The organism is Bradyrhizobium oligotrophicum S58 (genome assembly GCF_000344805.1).
In the GTDB taxonomy this organism is placed as follows: domain Bacteria; phylum Pseudomonadota; class Alphaproteobacteria; order Rhizobiales; family Xanthobacteraceae; genus Bradyrhizobium; species Bradyrhizobium oligotrophicum.
This window is the reverse complement of record NC_020453.1, coordinates 5,186,618-5,204,902: the sequence shown is the minus strand read 5'-3', so window position 1 is coordinate 5,204,902 and position 18,285 is coordinate 5,186,618. Positions and strand designations below refer to the sequence as shown.

The window sequence follows — 18,285 nt, the reverse complement described above, 5'->3', positions numbered from 1 at the left end:
GGGTGATGGACAACACTGAAAAGACAGCTGCGCTGAGCAGGCGCCGACTGTTGCAGGCAGGCGCCGGTGCGGCCTTGGTGGCGCCGTTCGGCGGCCTCGCTGCGCAGGCGCTGTCGTTGCGAACCGCGGCCGAGATTGATCTCTCGCAGTTTCCAATCTGCAGGGCGGCGGCCGAAGGAGCGCCGCTGACCGGCGCGCCGCGCAAGCTGAAACTGTCCTGGAATGCGGGTGCGGTCTGCCTGACTCCGGTTCCTGTTGCGATCGACCAGGGCTTCTTCAAGAAGTACAATCTCGATGTCGAGCTGATCAACTACAGCGGCTCGACCGATCAGCTGCTCGAGGCGATCGCGACCGGCAAGAGCGATGCCGGTCTCGGCATGGCGCTACGCTGGCTGAAGCCGCTGGAGCAGGGGTTCGACGTCAAGATCGCTGCCGGCACGCATGGCGGTTGCATGCGGGTGCTCGCGCGCAATGATGCCGGCATCACCAGGCTCGCCGATCTCAAGGGCAAGGCGGTCGCGGTCGGTGACCTCGGCGGGCCGGACAAGAATTTCTTCTCGATCCAGCTGGCGCGGCTCGGCATCGACCCGGTCAAGGATGTCGATTGGCGCGTCTATCCGGGCGCCGTCGTCAACGTCGCAGCCGACAAGGGCGAGGTGCAGGCGTTCCTCGCCTCCGATCCGCTCGCCTATCTCTGGCTCAAGGATCCGTCCTACCAGGAGGTCGCGTCCAATCTCGATGGCGAGTACCAGAACCGGGTGTGCTGCATCCTCGGCCTGCGCGGCAGCCTGGTGCGCGAGGAGCCGCAGGTCGGCCGCGCCATCACCCAGGCGCTGCTCGATGCCGCGATGTTCACGGCTCAGAACCCGGGCGACGCGGCCAAATCGTTCCAGGCCTATGCGCCGAAGCAGGCGACGCTCGCCGACCTCGAAGGCATGGTGCGCTATCACACCCACCGTCACCATCCGCATGGCCCTGCGCTCAAGCAGGAGCTGAAGGCCTATGCCGACGACCTGAAGGTCGTTTCCGTGTTCAAGCCGAGCACCGACACCAACAAATTTGCAGAGCGCATCTATGTCGACATTTTCTCTGTCTGACGTTGCCACCAGCGAGATCGAACGGAGCACCGGGCTCACTGACAAGCTCCGCGAGGCGGCGCCGGTCATTGCCGCGGTGCTGGCGTGGGCGGCGTTCGGTGCATCCTGCCTGGTGCGCGAGGACGTCGGCGACTGGTCGCGCACGACGGATGTCGCCATCGCGGCCTTCGTCGTTGCCTCGCTCGTGCTCGTGGCCGGCATTGCGGCCTCGCGTCTGGGGCGGGCCGGCGATGCGATCCGCCGGCGCAGCCCCTGGCTGATCGTGCTCGGCGTCTTCCTGTCGCTCTGGGAGCTCGCCACCGCAAAATTCGCCTGGCTGCCGCTGCCGTTCTTTCCGCCGCCGCAGGCGATCATCGAGGTCTACACCGACGACCTGCCGAAGCTGCTCGACAGTGTCTGGGCCTCGGTCAAGCTGCAGCTCGGCGGCTACGTCATCGGCGCCACCTTAGGCTTCGTCACCGGCGTCTCGATCGGGTGGTCGACACGGATCGGCTATTGGGTGCACCCGGTGCTGCGCTTCATCGGGCCGCTGCCGGCAACGGCGTGGCTGCCGATCGCGTTCTTCACTTTTCCAACCAGTTGGAGCGCATCGACCTTCCTGATCGCACTCGCCACCGGCTTTCCGGTGACGGTGCTGACCTGGTCGGGCGTCGCCAGCGTGTCGAGCGCCTATTACGACGTAGCGCGCACACTCGGCGCCAAGCCGTCGTTCCTGGTGCTGAAGGTCGCGATCCCTGCCGCACTGCCTCACGTGTTCGTCGGCCTGTTCATGGGGCTCGGCGCCTCCTTCGCGGTGCTCGTCGTCGCCGAGATGATCGGCGTCAAGGCCGGTCTCGGCTGGTACCTGCAATGGGCGCAGGGCTGGGCCGCCTACGCCAACATGTACGCGGCGCTGCTGGTGATGTCGCTGTTGTGCTCGGGCGCGATCACGCTGCTGTTCAAGACCCGAGACCGCGTGCTGGTCTGGCAGAAGGGTGTCGTCAAATGGTAGCCGTCGCGGAAACCGTAAGAACGTCGTTCCCGGGGGCTGCGATCGACATCGCACATGTCGACCATGCCTTCGACATCGACGGCACCGAGCTGAAGGTGCTGGACGATGTCAGCCTGATCGTCGAGCCCGGCGAGTTCGTAGCCCTGCTCGGGCCCTCGGGTTGCGGCAAGTCGACCTTGCTGCGCCTGATCGCCGGCCTCGACAAACCGCGCGGCGGCGTGCTGCGCGAGGACGACATCAGCATCAGGGGGCCGCATCCCTCGCGTGTCGTCGTGTTCCAGGATCCGACGCTGTTTCCATGGCGCACGGTGTGGGACAATGTCGCGCTCGGGCTCGAAGCGCAGGGCATCTTGAAGAAGCAGCGGCATCGCGTCGATGCGGCGCTCGATCTCGTCGGCCTCACGGACTTCCGCAATGCCTATCCGCATCAGTTGTCCGGCGGCATGGCGCAGCGCGTGGCACTGGCGCGGGCGCTGGTCAACGATCCGAAGGTGCTGGTGCTCGACGAGCCGCTCGGCAAGCTCGATTCGCTGACGCGGATCGCGATGCAGAGCGAGCTCGTGGCGCTGTGGCAGCGCAAGGGATTTACCACGCTGCTCGTCACCCACGACGTCGAGGAGGCGCTGGTGCTCGCCAACCGCGTGGTCGTGCTCAGCGACCGTCCGGCACGGATCAAGGCCGACATCGTCGTGGACAGGCCCTATCCGCGACATCGCGGCGATCCGCATCTCGCCGATCTGCGCCGGCAGATCCTCGGGCTGCTCGGATTGGCAGCAACATGGTAGCCGCTATCGAAAGTATCGCGCAGCGCCAGGCCGGTGCGGAGAACGAGCTGATCGCACGGGCGCGCCGGCTGGTGCCGATCTTTGCCGCGCGAGCACCGGCGCATGACCGCGACCGCAGCTTTCCGTTCCAGAACTTTCAGGATCTGTTCGAGGCGGGTCTGCTGTCGCTGACGGTGCCGACGGCGTTGGGCGGACACGGTGCGGGCGCACGCCTCACGGCGCGTGTGCTCGGGATCATCGCCGAGGCCGATCCGTCGACGGCGCTGGTACTGGCGATGCACTATATCCAGCACTTCGTGATGGCGCGGCACCAAGACTATCCGCCGCGGATTGCGCGCAAGCTGGCGCGGGAGTCAATCGAGCGCGGCGCGTTGATCAATGCGTTCCGCGTCGAGCCGGCGCTGGGCTCGCCTTCGCGCGGCGGCCTGCCTGAGACGACCGCGCGGCGGATGGAGACCGGCTGGCGCCTGAGTGGCCACAAGATCTATTCGACCGGCGCGCCGATCCTGAGCTGGTACGCGGTGTGGGCGAAGACAGACGAGGCGGAGCCGCGGCTCGGCCTGTTCCTGGTGCAGGCAGGCCTTCCCGGTATCAGCATCGTCGAGACCTGGGATCATCTCGGCCTGCGCGCCAGCGGCAGCCACGACGTCGTATTCGAGGACGTCGTGATCCCGCTCGACCACGAGATCGAGCTGCGCAAGCCGGAAGATTGGCGCGTGCAGGATCCGGCGCAGGCGCTGGTCCATGCCGCCTTCGTCGGTGCGATCTATGACGGTGTCGCCCGGGCCGCGCGCAACTGGATCGTCGACTTCCTCAAGACGCGGACGCCGTCGAGTCTCGGTGCACCGCTGGCGACCTTGGCCCGCGCGCAGGAGGTGCTGGGCGCGATCGAGGCGCGGCTGCAGGTCAATGCGCGGCTGATCGACAGCGTCGCTGATGACTTCGACGAGGGGCGCGTGGTCAGCCCGGTCGAGGGCAACATCATCAAGCTCACCGTGACCAACAACGCGGTCGCCGCAGTCGAGGACGCGCTGTCGCTGTCGAGCAATCACGGGCTCAGCCGCGCCAACCCGTTGGAGCGTCACTATCGCGATGTGCTGTGCGGCCGCGTGCACACCCCGCAGGACGACGCCACGCGGATCGCCGCCGGCCGTCTGGCCCTTGGACTTTGAGAGCAGCAGGAGAGAGGACCCATGTCCGAGATCGAATTCATCGGCTTCATTTCCAACAACAACTCGTCCGAGACGGTCGTCCGCAAAGGGCCGGTGCTCGATCCCGTACACATCGAGACGGTGGCGAAGGCGCATGAGAATGCCGGTTTCGACCGCGCGCTGCTGGCGTTCCACTCGACCTCGCCCGACAGCCTGCAAGTGGCCCAGCATGTGCTCGGCGTGACCGGGAAGCTCAACGTGCTGATCGCGCAGCGGCCGGGCTTCACCTCGCCGACCCTGCTGGCGCGGCAGTTCGCCGTGCTCGACCAGTTCTCGCGGGGGCGTGTCGCGCTGCACGTCATCACCGGCGGCAACGCCACCGAGCTGCGCCAGGACGGCAACACGCTGGATGACAAGGAGGAGCGCTACGCCCGCACGGCCGAGTTCCTCGACATCGTGCGCGCGGAATGGACCAGCGAGAAGCCGTTCGCCTATGCCGGCAAGTACTATCAGGTCGAGAATGCGTTTGCGCAGGTGAAGCCCTATCGCAAGGAGGGCATCCGGATCTATTTCGGTGGTGCATCCGACGCCGCGATCGACGTGGCGGGCCGGCATGCCGACACCTATGCGCTGTGGGGCGAATCCTATGCGCAGGTGCGCGAGCAGGTCGCCCGTGTCAGCGCAGCCGCCGCGAGGCACGGCCGGCCGGCGCCGCGCTTCTCGCTGTCGGTGCGGCCGATCCTCGCCGACACCGAGGAGAAGGCCTGGGCCAAGGCGCAGGATATTCTGGAACGCGCGACCGCATTGCAGGACCAGACTGGCTATCGCAAGCCGGCCGATGGTCACGCCACGGATGGCGCGAAGCGCCTGCTCGCGATTGCCGAACAGGGCAAGCGCGTCGACAAGCGGCTGTGGACGGAGATCGCCAAGCTCACCGGCGCCAACAGCAACACCACGGCGCTGGTCGGTACGTCCGAGCAGGTCGCCGAGGTCTTCGGCGACTATTACGATCTCGGCATCAGCCATTTCCTGATCCGCGGCTTCGATCCGCTGATCGATGCCATCGAATATGGCCGCGAGCTGATGCCGGCGACGCGCGAACTGATCGCCCGCCGGCAGGGCGCGAAGGGAGTGGCGGCGGAATGAAGCGCGTTCTCCTCGCCGCGGGCCTGTTGCTCGCATTGTCAGCCTCGGCGGTCGCGCAGGTTACCCTGCGCGTCGGCGACCAGAAGGGCAATGCCCGCGCCGTGATGGAGGCGGCGGGCGTGCTCAAGGACGTGCCCTACACCATCGAGTGGAAGGAGTTCGTCGCGGCCGCGCCGCTGCTGGAAGCCCTCGGCGCCGGCGCGATCGAGACCGGGCTCGTGGGCGACGCGCCGTTCACCTTCGCCGCTGCCTCGGGCGTGCCGGTCAAGGCGATCGCTGCGATCCGGCAGACGCAGGAAGGGCTGGCGATGCTGGTGCCGGAGAGCTCCACCATCAAGAGCTTCGACGAGCTGAAAGGCAAGAAGATCGCGACCGGCCGCGGCTCGATCGGGCACCAGTTGGTCCTTGCGGCCCTGGAGTCGCGCGGCTGGACCACCAACGACATCCAGCTCGTGTTCCTGTCGCCTGCGGACGCCAAGGTCGCCTACACGCAAGGCTCGGTCGATGCTTGGTCGACCTGGGAGCCGTATGTCAGCCAGGAGGAGGTGCTGTTCAGGTCACGCCGCATCATCACTGGCGAGGGATTGACGCCAGGCCTGAGCTTCCAGGTCGCCACGCCCGCGGCGATCAAGGACAAGCGCGTTGCGCTGGAGGATTTCGTGCAGCGTCTCGCGGCGGCGCGGGTCTGGTCGCTCGGCAATGTCGAGAGCTACGCCGAGACCTGGGGCCGGCTGATGAACATCCCGCCGGCCGTGCCGCTGAACTGGCTGAAGCGGGCCAAAGTGCGCATCGTCCCGGTCGACGATGCCGTCGTGGCCGACGAGCAGACGACGATCGACCTGTACACGCGGACCGGCCTGATCAAGCAACGTCTCGACGCCGCGGGGATTCTCGACCGCTCGTTCTCCGCGGCGATCGCCAAGGGGGCGGGGCTCTAGGGCGGGGCTCTATAAGGGGTCGTTGCCGGCAAGTGTGATGCAGCAATGCCGGCACGCAGGAGAGAGTTCGCGACCCGCTGCACTAGTCGCAAGAGATGCGATTGCCGAGCCGCCGGCAGGACGTGCCGTCACTGAAGTAGGTCGTATTGCCGATCGTATCGGACGACGTTCCATCGCTGTCATAGTTGCGATGGCCGATGTGTTGCGAGCTCGTGCCGTCGCTGTTGTAGGTGAAGCGTCCGAGCTGCTGCGACGAGGAGCCGTCGCTCCAATAGGTGTTGTTGCCGATGCGCTGTCCCGACACGCCATTGTCGCACAGGATCTGGTTGCCGACGATCTGGCAGTTTTCCGCCATTGCAGCGGTCGTCAGCGAGAGGCTGAATGCGATCGCGAGAAGCTTGCGCATGGCGATTCCTTCCTGAGCTTGCAACATCCAACCGCAACCGGAGCGGGCGCGCAACTGAAAACGATCGTCGCGGACGCGGCTAGCGCCGCGCGCGCGTCGGGGTCTTGCAGTCAGCGGCGCCGGCTGTGAACGCCCGCATCTGGCCGCTGAGAAAGCGCAGCAGCTGGCCCGCGGCGTGCGGCAGCTCGCGGCCGCGCCGTGTGATGACGCAGGCTTCGCTCGACGACAGCTGGCGATTGTCGATCGGCAGCGCGGCCAGCGAGCCGTCGGCGAGATCGGCCGCGATCGAGAAGGCGGGGAGAAGCGTCAGGCCGAGGCCGCTCTTGACGAAGTGGCGGAGCACGTTGATCGAGCTGGTCGCGAGCTTCGGTGACAGAGCGATGCGCTCGGCGGTCTCCGCCATCGCCACGATCTGGCGGGTGCCGTAGCTTGGGTGCATCAGGCCGAGCGGGTGGTCGGCGAGCTCGCGCAGCCGCAACGGACGGCCGAGCCGCGCCAGGACATGACCCGGCGGCACGATCGCGCAGAGCGGCTGGCGGCTCGCGGTGGCGATGCTGATGCGCGGGTCGGCGCCGGGATTGAACACCAGGCCGATGTGATAGCGGTCCTCGGCGACGGCGTTGACGACCTCGTTGGTGCCGGCGAGATCGAACGCCATCGTGAGATCGGGATGGCGTTGCCAGAAGCGGCCGAGCGGGCCGGACATCAGGTCGCTGACGAAACCTTCGCCGAGCACGATGTCGACATGGCCGCGCTTGAGGCCCTGCAACTCGCGGAGTTTTGCAACCGTGTCGGCCTGGTCGGCCTGCCAGTGCCGGAAGCGCTCGACCAGCAGCGCGCCGGCCTCGGTCGCGCGGATGCCCCTGCTCAGCCGCTCGACCAGGGTGAGCCCGAGCTCCTTTTCCAGCAGCGCGATCTGCCGGCTGATCACCGACGCGTTGACGTCCAGCGCCTCGGCCGCGGCGCGGAGGGAGCCGAGCCGGATCGCCTCGTGCAGATAGTGCAGGCGGTGATGATCGAGCAGCGCGGACATGAGGCGCCCCGGGAGTGTTGACCTGAGGGCAACACTAGCGCCGAGGACTGCTGATGTCTGCCCTGAAATCGGGCTGCTACGTTTCTGAGGCAATTCTGGCAGGAGGCCTCGTGGGCGCGGTCGGCATCATCGGACTTGGCAATATGGGGCGCGGCATGGCGCTCACGCTGAAGGGCGCGGGCTTCGCCGTCACCGGTTATGACGCGCTCGCAGCGACGCGCGAGGCGCTGGCGGCCGAGGGCATCGCGATCGCCGCTGGCATCGGCGCGGTCGTCGCGGCCGCTGATATCGTCATCCTCTCGTTGCCGACGGCGGAGATCGTCGCTGATGTTGTGGAAGGCGCCGATGGCATTCTCGCCCATGCGCGGCCGGGCGTCGTGATCGTCGATACCTCGACGTCGCATCCCGAGACCTCGCGCCGGCTGGCTGCGCTGCTCAAGACCCGTGGCATGGGTTTCGTCGATGCGCCGGTCAGTGGCGGGCCGAAGGGCGCGGCGAGCGGCACGATGACGATGGTGATCGGTGCCGAGGATGACGATCTCGCGCGCGTGCTGCCGGTGCTGGAGCGCATGAGCGCCAGGCGCGTGCATGTCGGCAGCGTCGGCGCCGGCAACGTCGCCAAGATCGTGAACAATCTGCTTTGCGCGGCGCATCTGCTCACGTCAGCGGAAGCGCTGCGTATCGCCAATGCTGCTGGCGTCGATGCCGAGCGGCTGCTCGAAGGGCTCAACGCCGGCTCGGGACGATCAGGCGTGACGCTCGTCAACGTGCCCAACTGGATCCTCAACGGCGCGTTCGATTCCGGCTTCACCATGCAGCTGATGCGCAAGGACGTCAGGCTCGCGGCGCAGTTCATCGGCGAGCTAGGCCTCGCGCTGCCGATCGCAGCCGACACCGCACGCATCTGGGCCGACAGCGCCGCCAGCATCGCGGACCCCGAGGATTTCAACCGCATCGTCGAGCTGCAGCTCGGCCCTCAGTCGAAGCCGTGAGAGTGCCATGACCCATTTCATCGATCCCCGTTTGCGCGCAGCCACGCTGCCGTTCTGGCCTGATGTCGAGATCATCGGCTCGCATGTCGGCGGCGAGCCCGTCATCGGCACTGGCGCGACCGTCACCGTGAACGATCCCGCGACCGGCAAGGTGCTGTTCAGCTATGCCGATGCCGGCGCCGATGTCGCCGCGACCGCGGCGCAGGCTGCAGCGGCCGGGCAGGCGGAATGGGCGAAGGTAACCGCCGCGGGCCGCGGCCGCATCATGCAGGCCATCGCGCGGGCGATCCTCGCCAATGCTGAGCCGCTCGCACAGCTCGAAGCGCTCTCGGCGGGCAAGCCGATCCGCGACACCAGAGGCGAGGTCGCCAAGGTCGCGGAGATGTTCGAGTACTACGCAGGCTGGGCCGACAAATTCCACGGTGACGTCATCCCGGTGCCGACGAGCCATCTCAACTACACCCGCCGCGAGCCCATGGGCGTGGTGCTGCAGATCACGCCGTGGAATGCGCCGGTCTTCACCGCGGGCTGGCAGATCGCGCCCGCGATCAGCATGGGCAATGCGGTGCTGCTCAAGCCCTCGGAGCTGACGCCGCTGACCTCGCTGGCGCTCGCGGTGATCGCCGAAGGCGCGGGGCTGCCGAAAGGCGTCGTCAACGTGCTCGCCGGCTTCGGCCACACCACCGGACAGGCGGCGCTGGCGCAGCCCGCGGTGAAGAAGGTCGTGTTCGTCGGCTCGGTGCCGACCGGGCGGCTGATCGGCGAAGCCGCGGCGCGGCGCCTCGTGCCGTCGGTGCTCGAGCTCGGCGGCAAGTCGGCCAACATCGTGTTCGATGACGCCGATCTGAAACGCGCCGCGGTTGGCGCGCAGGCCGCGATCTTCGGCGGCGCCGGCCAGAGCTGCGTCGCCGGCTCGCGGTTGCTGGTGCAGAGCGCGGTGTACGACCGCTTCGTCGATCTGGTCGCGCAGGGCGCCGCCAAGATCAGATGCGGCAATCCGCTGTCGCCTGACACCGAGGTCGGTCCGATCAACAACGCCAGGCAATATGACCATGTGCTGTCGCTGATCCGCGAGGGCGCGGAGGAGGGGGCTGAGATCGTCACCGGCAGTCATGGCGAGACCCAGTTCGGCGGCTACTACGTCAGCCCCACCGTGCTCAAGAACGTCACCAACGCCATGGGCATCGCGCGGAAGGAAGTGTTCGGCCCCGTCGTCGCCGCGATCCGCTTCGACACCGAAGAGGAGGCGATCGCCATCGCCAATGACAGCGAGTTCGGCCTCGCCGGTGCGGTCTGGACGAACGACGTCGCGCGCGCACACCGCGTTGCAGCTGGTGTCAAGGCCGGCACGTTCTGGATCAACGCCTACAAGACCATCAACGTCGCTTCGCCGTTCGGCGGCTACAACAACAGCGGCCATGGCCGCTCCTCCGGCGTCGAGGCGCTCTATGAATACACGCAGGTGAAGAGCGTGTGGGTCGAGACCGCGGCCGAGCCTGCGGCGGCGTTCGGCTACGCGCCTGGCATTCGCGAATGAGATGCTTGCGCTGGCGGGGCTGCGTGGCATGATCGGTGCAAGAGCTGCGCGCCGACGGAACGACAGGTTCGTTCCGAAATAAGGAACAGAATGATGCCGCGCTTCGTCAACGTCGCCATTGGTCAGCTCGGCCCGATTGCCAAGAGCGAGACGAGGACCGCGGTGGTTGCGCGGCTGAGCGCGCTGATGCGACAGGCGCACGCCAATGGCTGCGACCTGATCGTCTATCCCGAGCTCGCGCTGACGACCTTCTTCCCGCGCTGGTACATGGCCGATCAGGCCGAGATCGATCTCTATTTCGAGCGCGAGATGCCGGGGCGGGACACGCAGGCCTTGTTCGCGCTCGCGAAGGAGCTGCGCATCGGCTTCTGCCTGGGGTATGCCGAGCTCACGATCGAAGACGGCATCGTGCGCCGCTACAACACCGCCATTCTCGTCGACAAGGACGCGCGTATCGTCTCGAAATACCGCAAGGTGCATCTGCCGGGACATGCCGAGCACGAGCCGTGGCGCAAGTTCCAGCATCTGGAAAAGCGCTATTTCGAGCCGGGGAAGTCTTTCGGCGTGGCGAATGCGTTCGGCGGTGTCATCGGCATGGCGATCTGCAACGACCGCCGCTGGCCCGAGACCTATCGCGTGATGGGATTGCAGGGCGTGGAGATGGTGCTGATCGGCTACAACACGCCGGTGCACAATCCGCCCGCGCCGGAGCATGACGACCTCTCGCTGTTCCACAACCGCCTCGTGATGCAGTCCGGTGCCTATCAGAACGGCACCTGGGTGATCGGCGTCGCCAAGGGCGGCATCGAGGAGGGCATCGACCACATCGCCGGCAGCTGCATCATCGCCCCCTCGGGCGAGATCGTGGCCGCCTGCGCCACCAAGGGCGACGAGATCGCGCTGGCGCGCTGTGACCTCGATCTGTGCAACTCCTACAAGCAGACGATCTTCAATTTCGACGTCCATCGCCAGCCGCAGGCCTACGGCATGATCGTCGAGCGCAAGGGCACGGCGCTGATGGCGGATGGTTCGCCGGTGCAGAAAGAGTGATGCGTGGCGCCTCTCTATCCTCCGTCATTCCGGGGCATCGCGCAGCGATGAGCCCGGAATCCATAACCACAGGCCGATGTCGTGAGACGAGATGTCATCACCTCCATGCCCCACACAGCGGTCTGTGGCTATGGATTCCGGGCTCGCGCTACGCGCGCCCCGGAATGACGAGAGGAGAGAGCAGGGCTCTTGCGCCCGATGCCTCATTTGCGTTCAAATGAATGCACTCCACGCGCATGGCATGGCGTTTGCTTACAATTTCGGCAATTGAACTCAGGCACGTTGCATAAGGAGAGAACATGGATCGCAGAACGGTATTGAAGGGATTGGCGGGCGCGGGTGGCCTGGCTCTGACGGGGTTTGCGGCGCCGGCGATTGCGCAAGGTGCGGCCGCACGCACGCTGCGTTTTGTCCCGCAGGCCAATCTCGCCAATTTCGATCCGATCTGGGGCACGCAATATGTCGTGCGCAACGCGGCCGCGATGGTGTGGGACACGCTGTACGGCATCGACGACCAGTTCGTGCCGCAGCGCCAGATGGTGGAGTCCGAGGAGGTCTCGTCCGATGGCCTGACCTGGACCTTCAAGCTGCGCCCCGGCCTGAAATTTCACGACGGCACGCCGGTGCTCGCCAAGGACGTCGTCGCCAGCCTCACGCGCTGGTCGGCGCGCGACCCGATGGGCCTGATGCTCAAGGCCATCCAGAACGAACTCACCGCGGTCGACGACAAGACCTTCAAATGGGTGCTGAAGCAGCCTTACCCGAAGATGCTGTTCGCGCTCGGCAAGGGCAACGCGCCGTGCGCCTTCATCATGCCCGAGCGCATCGCGCAGACCGATCCGTTCAAGCAGATGACCGAATATGTCGGCTCCGGCCCGTTCAAATTCGCCAAGGGCGAGTGGGTGCCCGGCGCGAAAGCCGTGTTCGAGAAGTTCACCGATTACGTGCCGCGCGAGGAAAAGCCGGTGTGGCTTGCCGGCGGCAAGAAGGTGCTGGTCGATCGCGTCGAGTGGGTGATCATGCCGGATCCGGCGACGGCCGCCGCCGCGCTGCAGAACGGCGAGGTCGACTGGTGGGAGAACCCGATCACCGATCTGGTGCCCGTTCTGAAGAGCAACAAGAACATCGGCGTCGACATCGGCGATCCCCTCGGCAATGTCGGCTCGTTCCGCATGAATCATCTGCACGCGCCGTTCAACAACGTGAAGGCGCGCCAGGCGATCCTGATGGCGCTGAGCCAGGAAGACTACATGCGCGCGCTGGTCGGCGACGACAACGCGCTGTGGAAGCCGCTGCCCGGTTTCTTCACGCCGGACACGCCGCTCTACACCGAGGCCGGCGGTGACATCCTCAAGGGCAAGCGCGATTTCGCCGGCGCCAAGAAGCTGCTCGAGGAGGCCGGCTACAAGGGCGAGCCGATCACCTGCGTCGTCGCGCAGGACCAGCCGATCACCAAGGCGTTCGGCGACGTCACCGCGGATCTCCTGAAGAAGCTCGGCATGAATGTTGACTTCGTCGCCACCGACTGGGGCACCGTCGGCGCCCGCCGCGCCCAGAAGACACCGCCCGCGCAAGGCGGCTGGCACATGTTCCACACCTGGCATGCGGGGGCCGACTGCATCAACCCGGCCGCCTACACCGCGCTGCGCGCCAATGGCGACAAGGCCTGGTTCGGCTGGCCGACCAGCGAGCCGGTGGAGACGGAGATCACCAACTGGTTCGCCGCCAAGTCGCTCGACGAGGAGAAGGCGGTTGCCGCGCGCATCAACAAGGCCGCGATCGACGACGTGGTGTTCGCACCCACCGGGTTCTTCCTCGGCTACACCGCGTGGCGCAAGACCGTCTCCGGCGTGACCAAGGGGCCGATCCCGCTGTTCTGGGGCGTGTCGAAGACGGCGTAGAGCATGATCCGGAAAAGTGGGCACCGGTTTTCCGACAAGATCATGCTCAAAACATAAGGGATGAGAACATGCTGCGTTTCCGAGGAAACGCAGCATGTTCTCGGGCGAAAGACACCTCATGCTCGCTTATGCGCTCCGACGCGTGCTGTCGACATTGCCGGTGATGGCGATCGTCGCGCTGTTCGTCTTCAGCCTGCTCTACATCGCGCCGGGCGATCCGGCCGTGATCATTGCCGGCGACCAGGCGAGCCCCGCCGACGTCGAGCGCATCAGAGCCAATCTCGGACTGGACCAGCCCTTCCTGGTCCAGTTCGGCAGCTGGGTGTGGCGCCTGCTGCATTTCGATCTGGGCACCTCGATCTTCACCAGTCTTCCGGTGTCGGCGCTGATCGCCCAGCGCATCGAGCCGACCTTGTCGCTGATGATGGTGACCCTGTGTCTCACCATCATCGTCGCGGTGCCGCTCGGCGTCGTCGCGGCGTGGAAGGCGGGCACCTGGATCGATCGGGTGATCATGGCATTTGCCGTGTTCGGCTTCTCGGTGCCGGTGTTCGTGGTCGGCTACATCCTGGCTTATGTCTTTGCCTTGAAGTTCGATTGGCTGCCGGTGCAGGGCTATACGCCGCTCGCGCAAGGATTCTGGCCTTGGCTGCAGAACCTGATCCTGCCTTCGGTGGCGCTCGGCTGCGTCTACATCGCACTGATCGCGCGCATCACCCGGGCCGCCATGCTCGAAGTGCTGCAGCAGGACTACATCCGCACCGCGCGCGCCAAGGGGCTGGGGCAGGGCGGCATCCTGTTCATCCATGCGCTGAAGAACGCCGCGGTGCCGATCGTCACCGTGGTCGGCATCGGCATCGCGCTTCTGATCGGCGGCGCCGTCGTCACCGAGAGCGTGTTCGCCATCCCCGGCCTCGGACGGCTGACCATCGACGCCATCCTGCGCCGTGACTATCCGGTGATCCAGGGCATCGTGCTGCTCTTCAGCTTCGTCTACGTGCTCGTCAATCTCCTGATCGACATCACCTACACCCTGGTCGACCCGAGGATCCGCTATTGACCGCCACGACCACAACGTCTCCGCCGCCGGGCCTCGTCATCGCGCCCGCTCTGCCGGACCTGATGGTCGCGCCGAAAATCCGGCGCGGCGCCATCGGCTTCCTGCGCAACCATCCGACGGTCGCGATCGGCGGCGCGCTGTTGCTGCTGCTCGTCATCATCGGCGTGTTCGCGCCGTTCCTGTTCACCGTTGATCCCACCGCCATCGCGCCAGCCAAGCGCACGCGGCTGCCGTCGGCGGATTTCTGGTTCGGCACCGACGCGCTCGGCCGCGACATCTATTCGCGCGTGCTCTACGGCACCCGTGTGTCGCTCACCGTCGGCCTGTCGGTCGCGCTGGCGGCGTCGCTGATCGGTCTCACCATCGGCCTCGTCGCCGGCTTCGTGCGCTGGGCGGACGGCGTCCTGATGCGCTGCATGGACGGGCTGATGTCGATCCCGCCGATCCTGCTCGCCGTGGCGCTGATGGCGCTGACCCGCGGCAGCGTCGGCAACGTCATTCTCGCCATCACCATCGCCGAGATTCCGCGCGTCGCGCGCCTCGTGCGCGGCGTCGTGCTCTCCTTGCGCGAGCAGCCTTATGTCGACGGCGCCGTCGCTTCGGGCACGCGCACGCCGATGGTGATCCTGCGCCACATCCTGCCGAACACGACGGCGCCGATGCTGGTGCAGGCCACCTACATCTGCGCCAGCGCGATGATCACCGAGGCCATCCTGTCCTTCATCGGCGCCGGCACGCCGCCGACCATTCCGTCCTGGGGCAACATCATGGCCGAGGGCCGCGCGCTCTGGCAGGTCAAGCCCTACATCGTGTTCTTCCCCGCCGCGTTCCTCTCGGTCACCGTGCTCGCCGTGAACCTCGTCGGCGACGGCCTCCGCGACGCGCTCGACCCGCGCATGGCGAAGAGCCCATGAACGGACTTTTGAGAAGCCGAGAGGCTGGCCAACGTGCAGCGCCGGTCTCGGCGCCGGCTCCTTGTAGCCCGGATGAGCGCCAGCCGACGCCTCTTCGGCGTCGGCGACAGCGACATCCGGGTTCACCAGTGACGGTGCGTGAGAACCCGGATGTCGCGTCCGCCTCCGCCCTGCGGGCGCAGTCGTCGGCTCATCCGGGCTACGATTCTGCGCGTGGCCAACATGCGGCCTCGATCTCTCGCCAGGAGCTGAAATGATGCCATTGCTCGAGGTCGAGAACCTGCAGGTGCACTTCCGCACGCCCTCCGGCATCAACCGCGCCGTCGACGGTGTGTCGTTCTACGTCAATCCCGGCGAGACGCTGGCCATCGTCGGCGAATCCGGTTGCGGCAAGTCCGTGACCTCGATGTCGATGATGCGCCTGATCCCGGAACCGCCCGGCAAGATCGCGGGCTCGATCAAGCTCGAGGGCAGGGACATCCTGACGCTCTCCGACCGCGAAATGCGTCAGCTCCGCGGTAACGACATCTCGATGATCTTCCAGGAGCCGATGACCAGCCTCAACCCGGTGCTGACCGTCGGCCGCCAGATCGGCGAGACCTTGCGGCTGCATCAGGGCCTCGACCAGGCGCAGGCCGAGGCGCGCGCGGTCGAGATGCTGACCCTCGTCGGCATCCCCGAGCCGGCACGCCGCGTCCGCGAATATCCGCATCAATTATCGGGCGGCATGCGCCAGCGCGTGATGATCGCGATGGCGCTGGCCTGCAATCCTAAGCTCCTGATCGCGGACGAGCCGACCACCGCGCTCGACGTCACCATCCAGGCGCAGATCCTGAAGCTGATGCTGGAATTGAAGCAGCGCGTCGGCGCCGCGATCATCCTGATCACCCATGATCTCGGAGTCGTCGCCGAAGTCGCCGAGCGCGTGATGGTGATGTATGCCGGCCGCAAGGTCGAGGAGGCCCCGGTCAAGGAGTTGTTCCGCTCGCCGCGCCATCCCTACACGCAGGGCCTGCTCGGCGCGCTGCCGAAGCTCGGCTCGTCGCTGTCGGGGGAGACGAAGCGCCTCGCCGAGATTCCCGGCCAGGTGCCGGACCTGAAGCAGCGCATCGAGGGCTGCGTGTTCGCCGGCCGCTGTGCGCTCGCCACCGACGTCTGCCGGCAATATGCGCCGGGGCTGGAGCAGAAGGCACCGCACCACATCGCCGCCTGCCATTTCGCCGCGAAGGAGCAGGCCGCCGCATGACCATGCCGCTGCTCCAGGTCAACGACCTCAAGAAGCATTTTCCGATCCGCAGCGGCCTGTTCGGCCGCAGCAAGAGCAAGGTGCACGCGGTCGACGGCGTCTCGTTCGAGATCGCGCGCGGCGAGACCTTGTCGCTGGTCGGTGAATCCGGCTGTGGCAAGTCGACCGTCGGCCGCGCCATCCTGCGGCTGTTCGACATCACCGCCGGCCAGATCGTGCTCGACGGCAAGCGCATCGACGATCTCGGCCCGGGCAGCCTGCGCGAGATGCGCCGCCGCGTCCAGGTCGTGTTCCAGGATCCGTTCTCCAGCCTCAACCCGCGCATGCGGATCCGCGACATCCTCGCCGAGCCGATCAACAATTTCGGCCTCGCCAAGGACGCGGCCGAGCGCGACGCCCGCATCGCCGAGCTGATGGAGATCGTGCGGCTGCCGCGCGATGCCGTGAACCGCCGGCCGCACGAATTCTCCGGCGGCCAGCGCCAGCGCATCGGCATCGCCCGCGCACTCGCCGCCAAGCCCGAGCTGATCGTCTGCGACGAGGCGGTCTCCGCGCTCGACGTCTCCGTCAAGGCGCAGATCGTCAACCTGCTGCAGGATTTGCAGCGCGAGTTTGGCCTGGCGCTGCTGTTCATCAGCCACGACCTCGCCATCGTCGAGCACATGACGCACCGCGTCGCCGTGATGTATCTCGGCAAGATCGTCGAGATGGCGCCGAGGCAGCAGATCTTTGCCGCGCCTGGCCATCCCTACACCAAGGCGCTGCTCTCAGCCGTGCCCATCCCCGAGCCCGGCGCCGAGCGCACCCCCATCATCCTCAAGGGCGACGTCCCAAGCCCGGTCAATCCGCCGAAAGGCTGCCGCTTCAACACCCGCTGCCCCCTCGCGTTCGACCGCTGCCGCAGCGAAGCACCGGAGCTCAGGCACAAGGGCGAGGATCAGTGGGTGGCGTGTCATCTGGAGAATGCGTGAAGCCGTAGCCCGGATGAGCGCAGCGACATCCGGGTTCTCCGATACAGCACGTACGACCCCGGATATCGCCGCGCTCATGCGGGCTACCAGCTAACGCACGCTCTCACCGCGTCATTGCGAGCGCAGCGAAGCAATCCAGGGCCACGGATGCCGCCCTGGATTGCTTCGTCGCTTCGCTCCTCGCAATGACCGAGGATAGAGCGTGCATGGTCTCGAAGAGCATGACTCAGGGTCCATGTGCGGAGCGCGGTCTGCTGGACCTCAGCTCTTTCGCCACCTTCCGCTGTCGTCCCGGGCAAGCCGCGACGGCGCGAGGCGGCGGCGGGGCGCTGACCCGGGATCCATACTCCGTGTCGGTCGTTAGCTTGCGCAAGCCGTGCCGGCTCGCGTCGCGACATCGTCCTGCGGTTATGGGTCCCTGCGTTCGCATGCGTTCGCAGGGACGACAGCGGAGGGTGTCGGAGCCGCGCAGGGCCGCCGAGACGACGGCGTTGCCTTGCTCGGCCTGCGACCCATCCGCCACACCGGGCCGGCCAGTCGTGTGCGCGGGACGCCGTCCCCAGGACGGTGCATTGTCACCGCCCGAGCTGGCGATTAGAAATTGATCCGGTTGAGGAATCTCCATTCCGAGCCGCGCCGGGAACCACGCCTTCCCCGCGGCCAGTCCTGCGTTCGATGAGGCCGCCATGCATCTGTCCCACGACCCCACGGCACCAGCGGCGGCCCCCATCAGCTTCGACCAGTTCCTGGCCGTCGACATCCGCGTCGGCACCATCGTCGCGGCCGAGGCCTATCCCGAAGCCCGCAAGCCGTCGCTGAAGCTGACGATCGACTTCGGCCCCGGCATCGGCACCCGCCGCTCCAGCGCCCAGATCGCTGCGCTGTATGATCCGGCGACCTTGGTCGGCCGCCAGGTCGCCGGCGTCGTCAACTTCCCGCCGCGCCAGATCGGCAAGTTCATGTCCGAGGTGCTGACGCTCGGCTTTCCCGATGAAGAGGGCAACGTCGTGCTGTTCCAGCCCGACAGGGCCGTGCCGAATGGCGCGCGTCTGTTCTGAGTACCGGGG

The 18,285-nt window shown here is 66.7% G+C and carries 17 protein-coding genes; 15 read left to right on the top strand and 2 right to left on the bottom strand.

The features are described from left to right. The first annotated feature begins 5 nt into the window (after positions 1-5). The 6 genes from S58_RS22490 to S58_RS22465 are packed head-to-tail and all read left to right on the top strand — an operon-like array spanning position 6 to position 6,108. Positions 6-1,097, top strand: a complete 1,092-nt coding sequence (locus tag S58_RS22490) for an ABC transporter substrate-binding protein (protein WP_015667669.1) — start codon at positions 6-8, stop codon at positions 1,095-1,097. Beyond that, on the top strand, positions 1,075-2,088 hold the full coding sequence (locus S58_RS22485) for an ABC transporter permease (RefSeq protein ID WP_015667668.1): 1,014 nt from the start codon (positions 1,075-1,077) through the stop codon (positions 2,086-2,088). Before S58_RS22490 ends, S58_RS22485 begins: the two co-directional genes overlap by 23 nt. After that, positions 2,082-2,873 (top strand): ABC transporter ATP-binding protein, encoded by a 792-nt coding sequence (locus S58_RS22480; RefSeq protein WP_015667667.1) that lies wholly within the window; start codon positions 2,082-2,084, stop codon positions 2,871-2,873. Before S58_RS22485 ends, S58_RS22480 begins: the two co-directional genes overlap by 7 nt. Continuing rightward, positions 2,867-4,045, top strand: coding sequence for an acyl-CoA dehydrogenase family protein (locus S58_RS22475; RefSeq protein WP_015667666.1), 1,179 nt, complete (start codon positions 2,867-2,869; stop codon positions 4,043-4,045). The genes S58_RS22480 and S58_RS22475 overlap by 7 nt, the downstream gene beginning before the upstream one ends. A 21-nt stretch (positions 4,046-4,066) precedes the next feature. Next, positions 4,067-5,170, top strand: a complete 1,104-nt coding sequence (locus S58_RS22470) for an LLM class flavin-dependent oxidoreductase (protein ID WP_015667665.1) — start codon at positions 4,067-4,069, stop codon at positions 5,168-5,170. Then, on the top strand, positions 5,167-6,108 hold the full coding sequence (locus tag S58_RS22465) for an ABC transporter substrate-binding protein (protein WP_015667664.1): 942 nt from the start codon (positions 5,167-5,169) through the stop codon (positions 6,106-6,108). The genes S58_RS22470 and S58_RS22465 overlap by 4 nt, the downstream gene beginning before the upstream one ends. Before the next feature lie 82 nt (positions 6,109-6,190). On the opposite strand, the gene S58_RS22460 is transcribed toward S58_RS22465, so the two are convergent. Next, positions 6,191-6,514, bottom strand: a complete 324-nt coding sequence (locus S58_RS22460) for a hypothetical protein (RefSeq protein WP_015667663.1) — start codon at positions 6,512-6,514, stop codon at positions 6,191-6,193. A gap of 79 nt (positions 6,515-6,593) precedes the next feature. Beyond that, positions 6,594-7,547 (bottom strand): LysR family transcriptional regulator, encoded by a 954-nt coding sequence (locus tag S58_RS22455; RefSeq protein ID WP_015667662.1) that lies wholly within the window; start codon positions 7,545-7,547, stop codon positions 6,594-6,596. Between the two features lie 110 nt (positions 7,548-7,657). Here S58_RS22455 and S58_RS22450 point away from each other — a divergent pair, with 110 nt between their 5' ends. The 9 genes from S58_RS22450 to S58_RS22410 all read left to right on the top strand — a co-directional run bounded on the left by S58_RS22450 (position 7,658) and on the right by S58_RS22410 (position 18,276). Then, a complete protein-coding gene (locus S58_RS22450; protein WP_015667661.1) occupies positions 7,658-8,539 on the top strand; it encodes an NAD(P)-dependent oxidoreductase in 882 nt (293 codons plus the stop codon). 7 nt (positions 8,540-8,546) lie between these two features. Beyond that, positions 8,547-10,076 (top strand): aldehyde dehydrogenase family protein, encoded by a 1,530-nt coding sequence (locus S58_RS22445; protein ID WP_015667660.1) that lies wholly within the window; start codon positions 8,547-8,549, stop codon positions 10,074-10,076. Positions 10,077-10,169: 93 nt separating this feature from the next. Beyond that, entirely contained in the window at positions 10,170-11,126 is a 957-nt protein-coding gene (locus S58_RS22440) for an N-carbamoyl-D-amino-acid hydrolase (protein ID WP_042340859.1), read from the top strand. Between the two features lie 299 nt (positions 11,127-11,425). Beyond that, the gene (locus tag S58_RS22435) at positions 11,426-13,027 is read left to right on the top strand and encodes an ABC transporter substrate-binding protein (RefSeq protein WP_015667658.1); all 1,602 of its coding nucleotides are present in this window, start codon (positions 11,426-11,428) and stop codon (positions 13,025-13,027) included. A gap of 118 nt (positions 13,028-13,145) precedes the next feature. Further along, positions 13,146-14,087, top strand: a complete 942-nt coding sequence (locus S58_RS22430) for an ABC transporter permease (RefSeq protein ID WP_042340858.1) — start codon at positions 13,146-13,148, stop codon at positions 14,085-14,087. Next, positions 14,084-15,001, top strand: coding sequence for an ABC transporter permease (locus tag S58_RS22425; RefSeq protein WP_015667656.1), 918 nt, complete (start codon positions 14,084-14,086; stop codon positions 14,999-15,001). Before S58_RS22430 ends, S58_RS22425 begins: the two co-directional genes overlap by 4 nt. Positions 15,002-15,257: 256 nt before the next feature. Next, the gene (locus tag S58_RS22420) at positions 15,258-16,247 is read left to right on the top strand and encodes an ABC transporter ATP-binding protein (RefSeq protein ID WP_042340857.1); all 990 of its coding nucleotides are present in this window, start codon (positions 15,258-15,260) and stop codon (positions 16,245-16,247) included. Continuing rightward, positions 16,244-17,218: an ABC transporter ATP-binding protein gene (locus S58_RS22415; protein WP_015667654.1), complete on the top strand. Its 975-nt coding sequence runs from the start codon at positions 16,244-16,246 to the stop codon at positions 17,216-17,218. The genes S58_RS22420 and S58_RS22415 overlap by 4 nt, the downstream gene beginning before the upstream one ends. Before the next feature lie 686 nt (positions 17,219-17,904). Beyond that, entirely contained in the window at positions 17,905-18,276 is a 372-nt protein-coding gene (locus S58_RS22410; RefSeq protein ID WP_015667653.1) for a tRNA-binding protein, read from the top strand. The last annotated feature ends 9 nt before the right edge of the window (positions 18,277-18,285 follow it).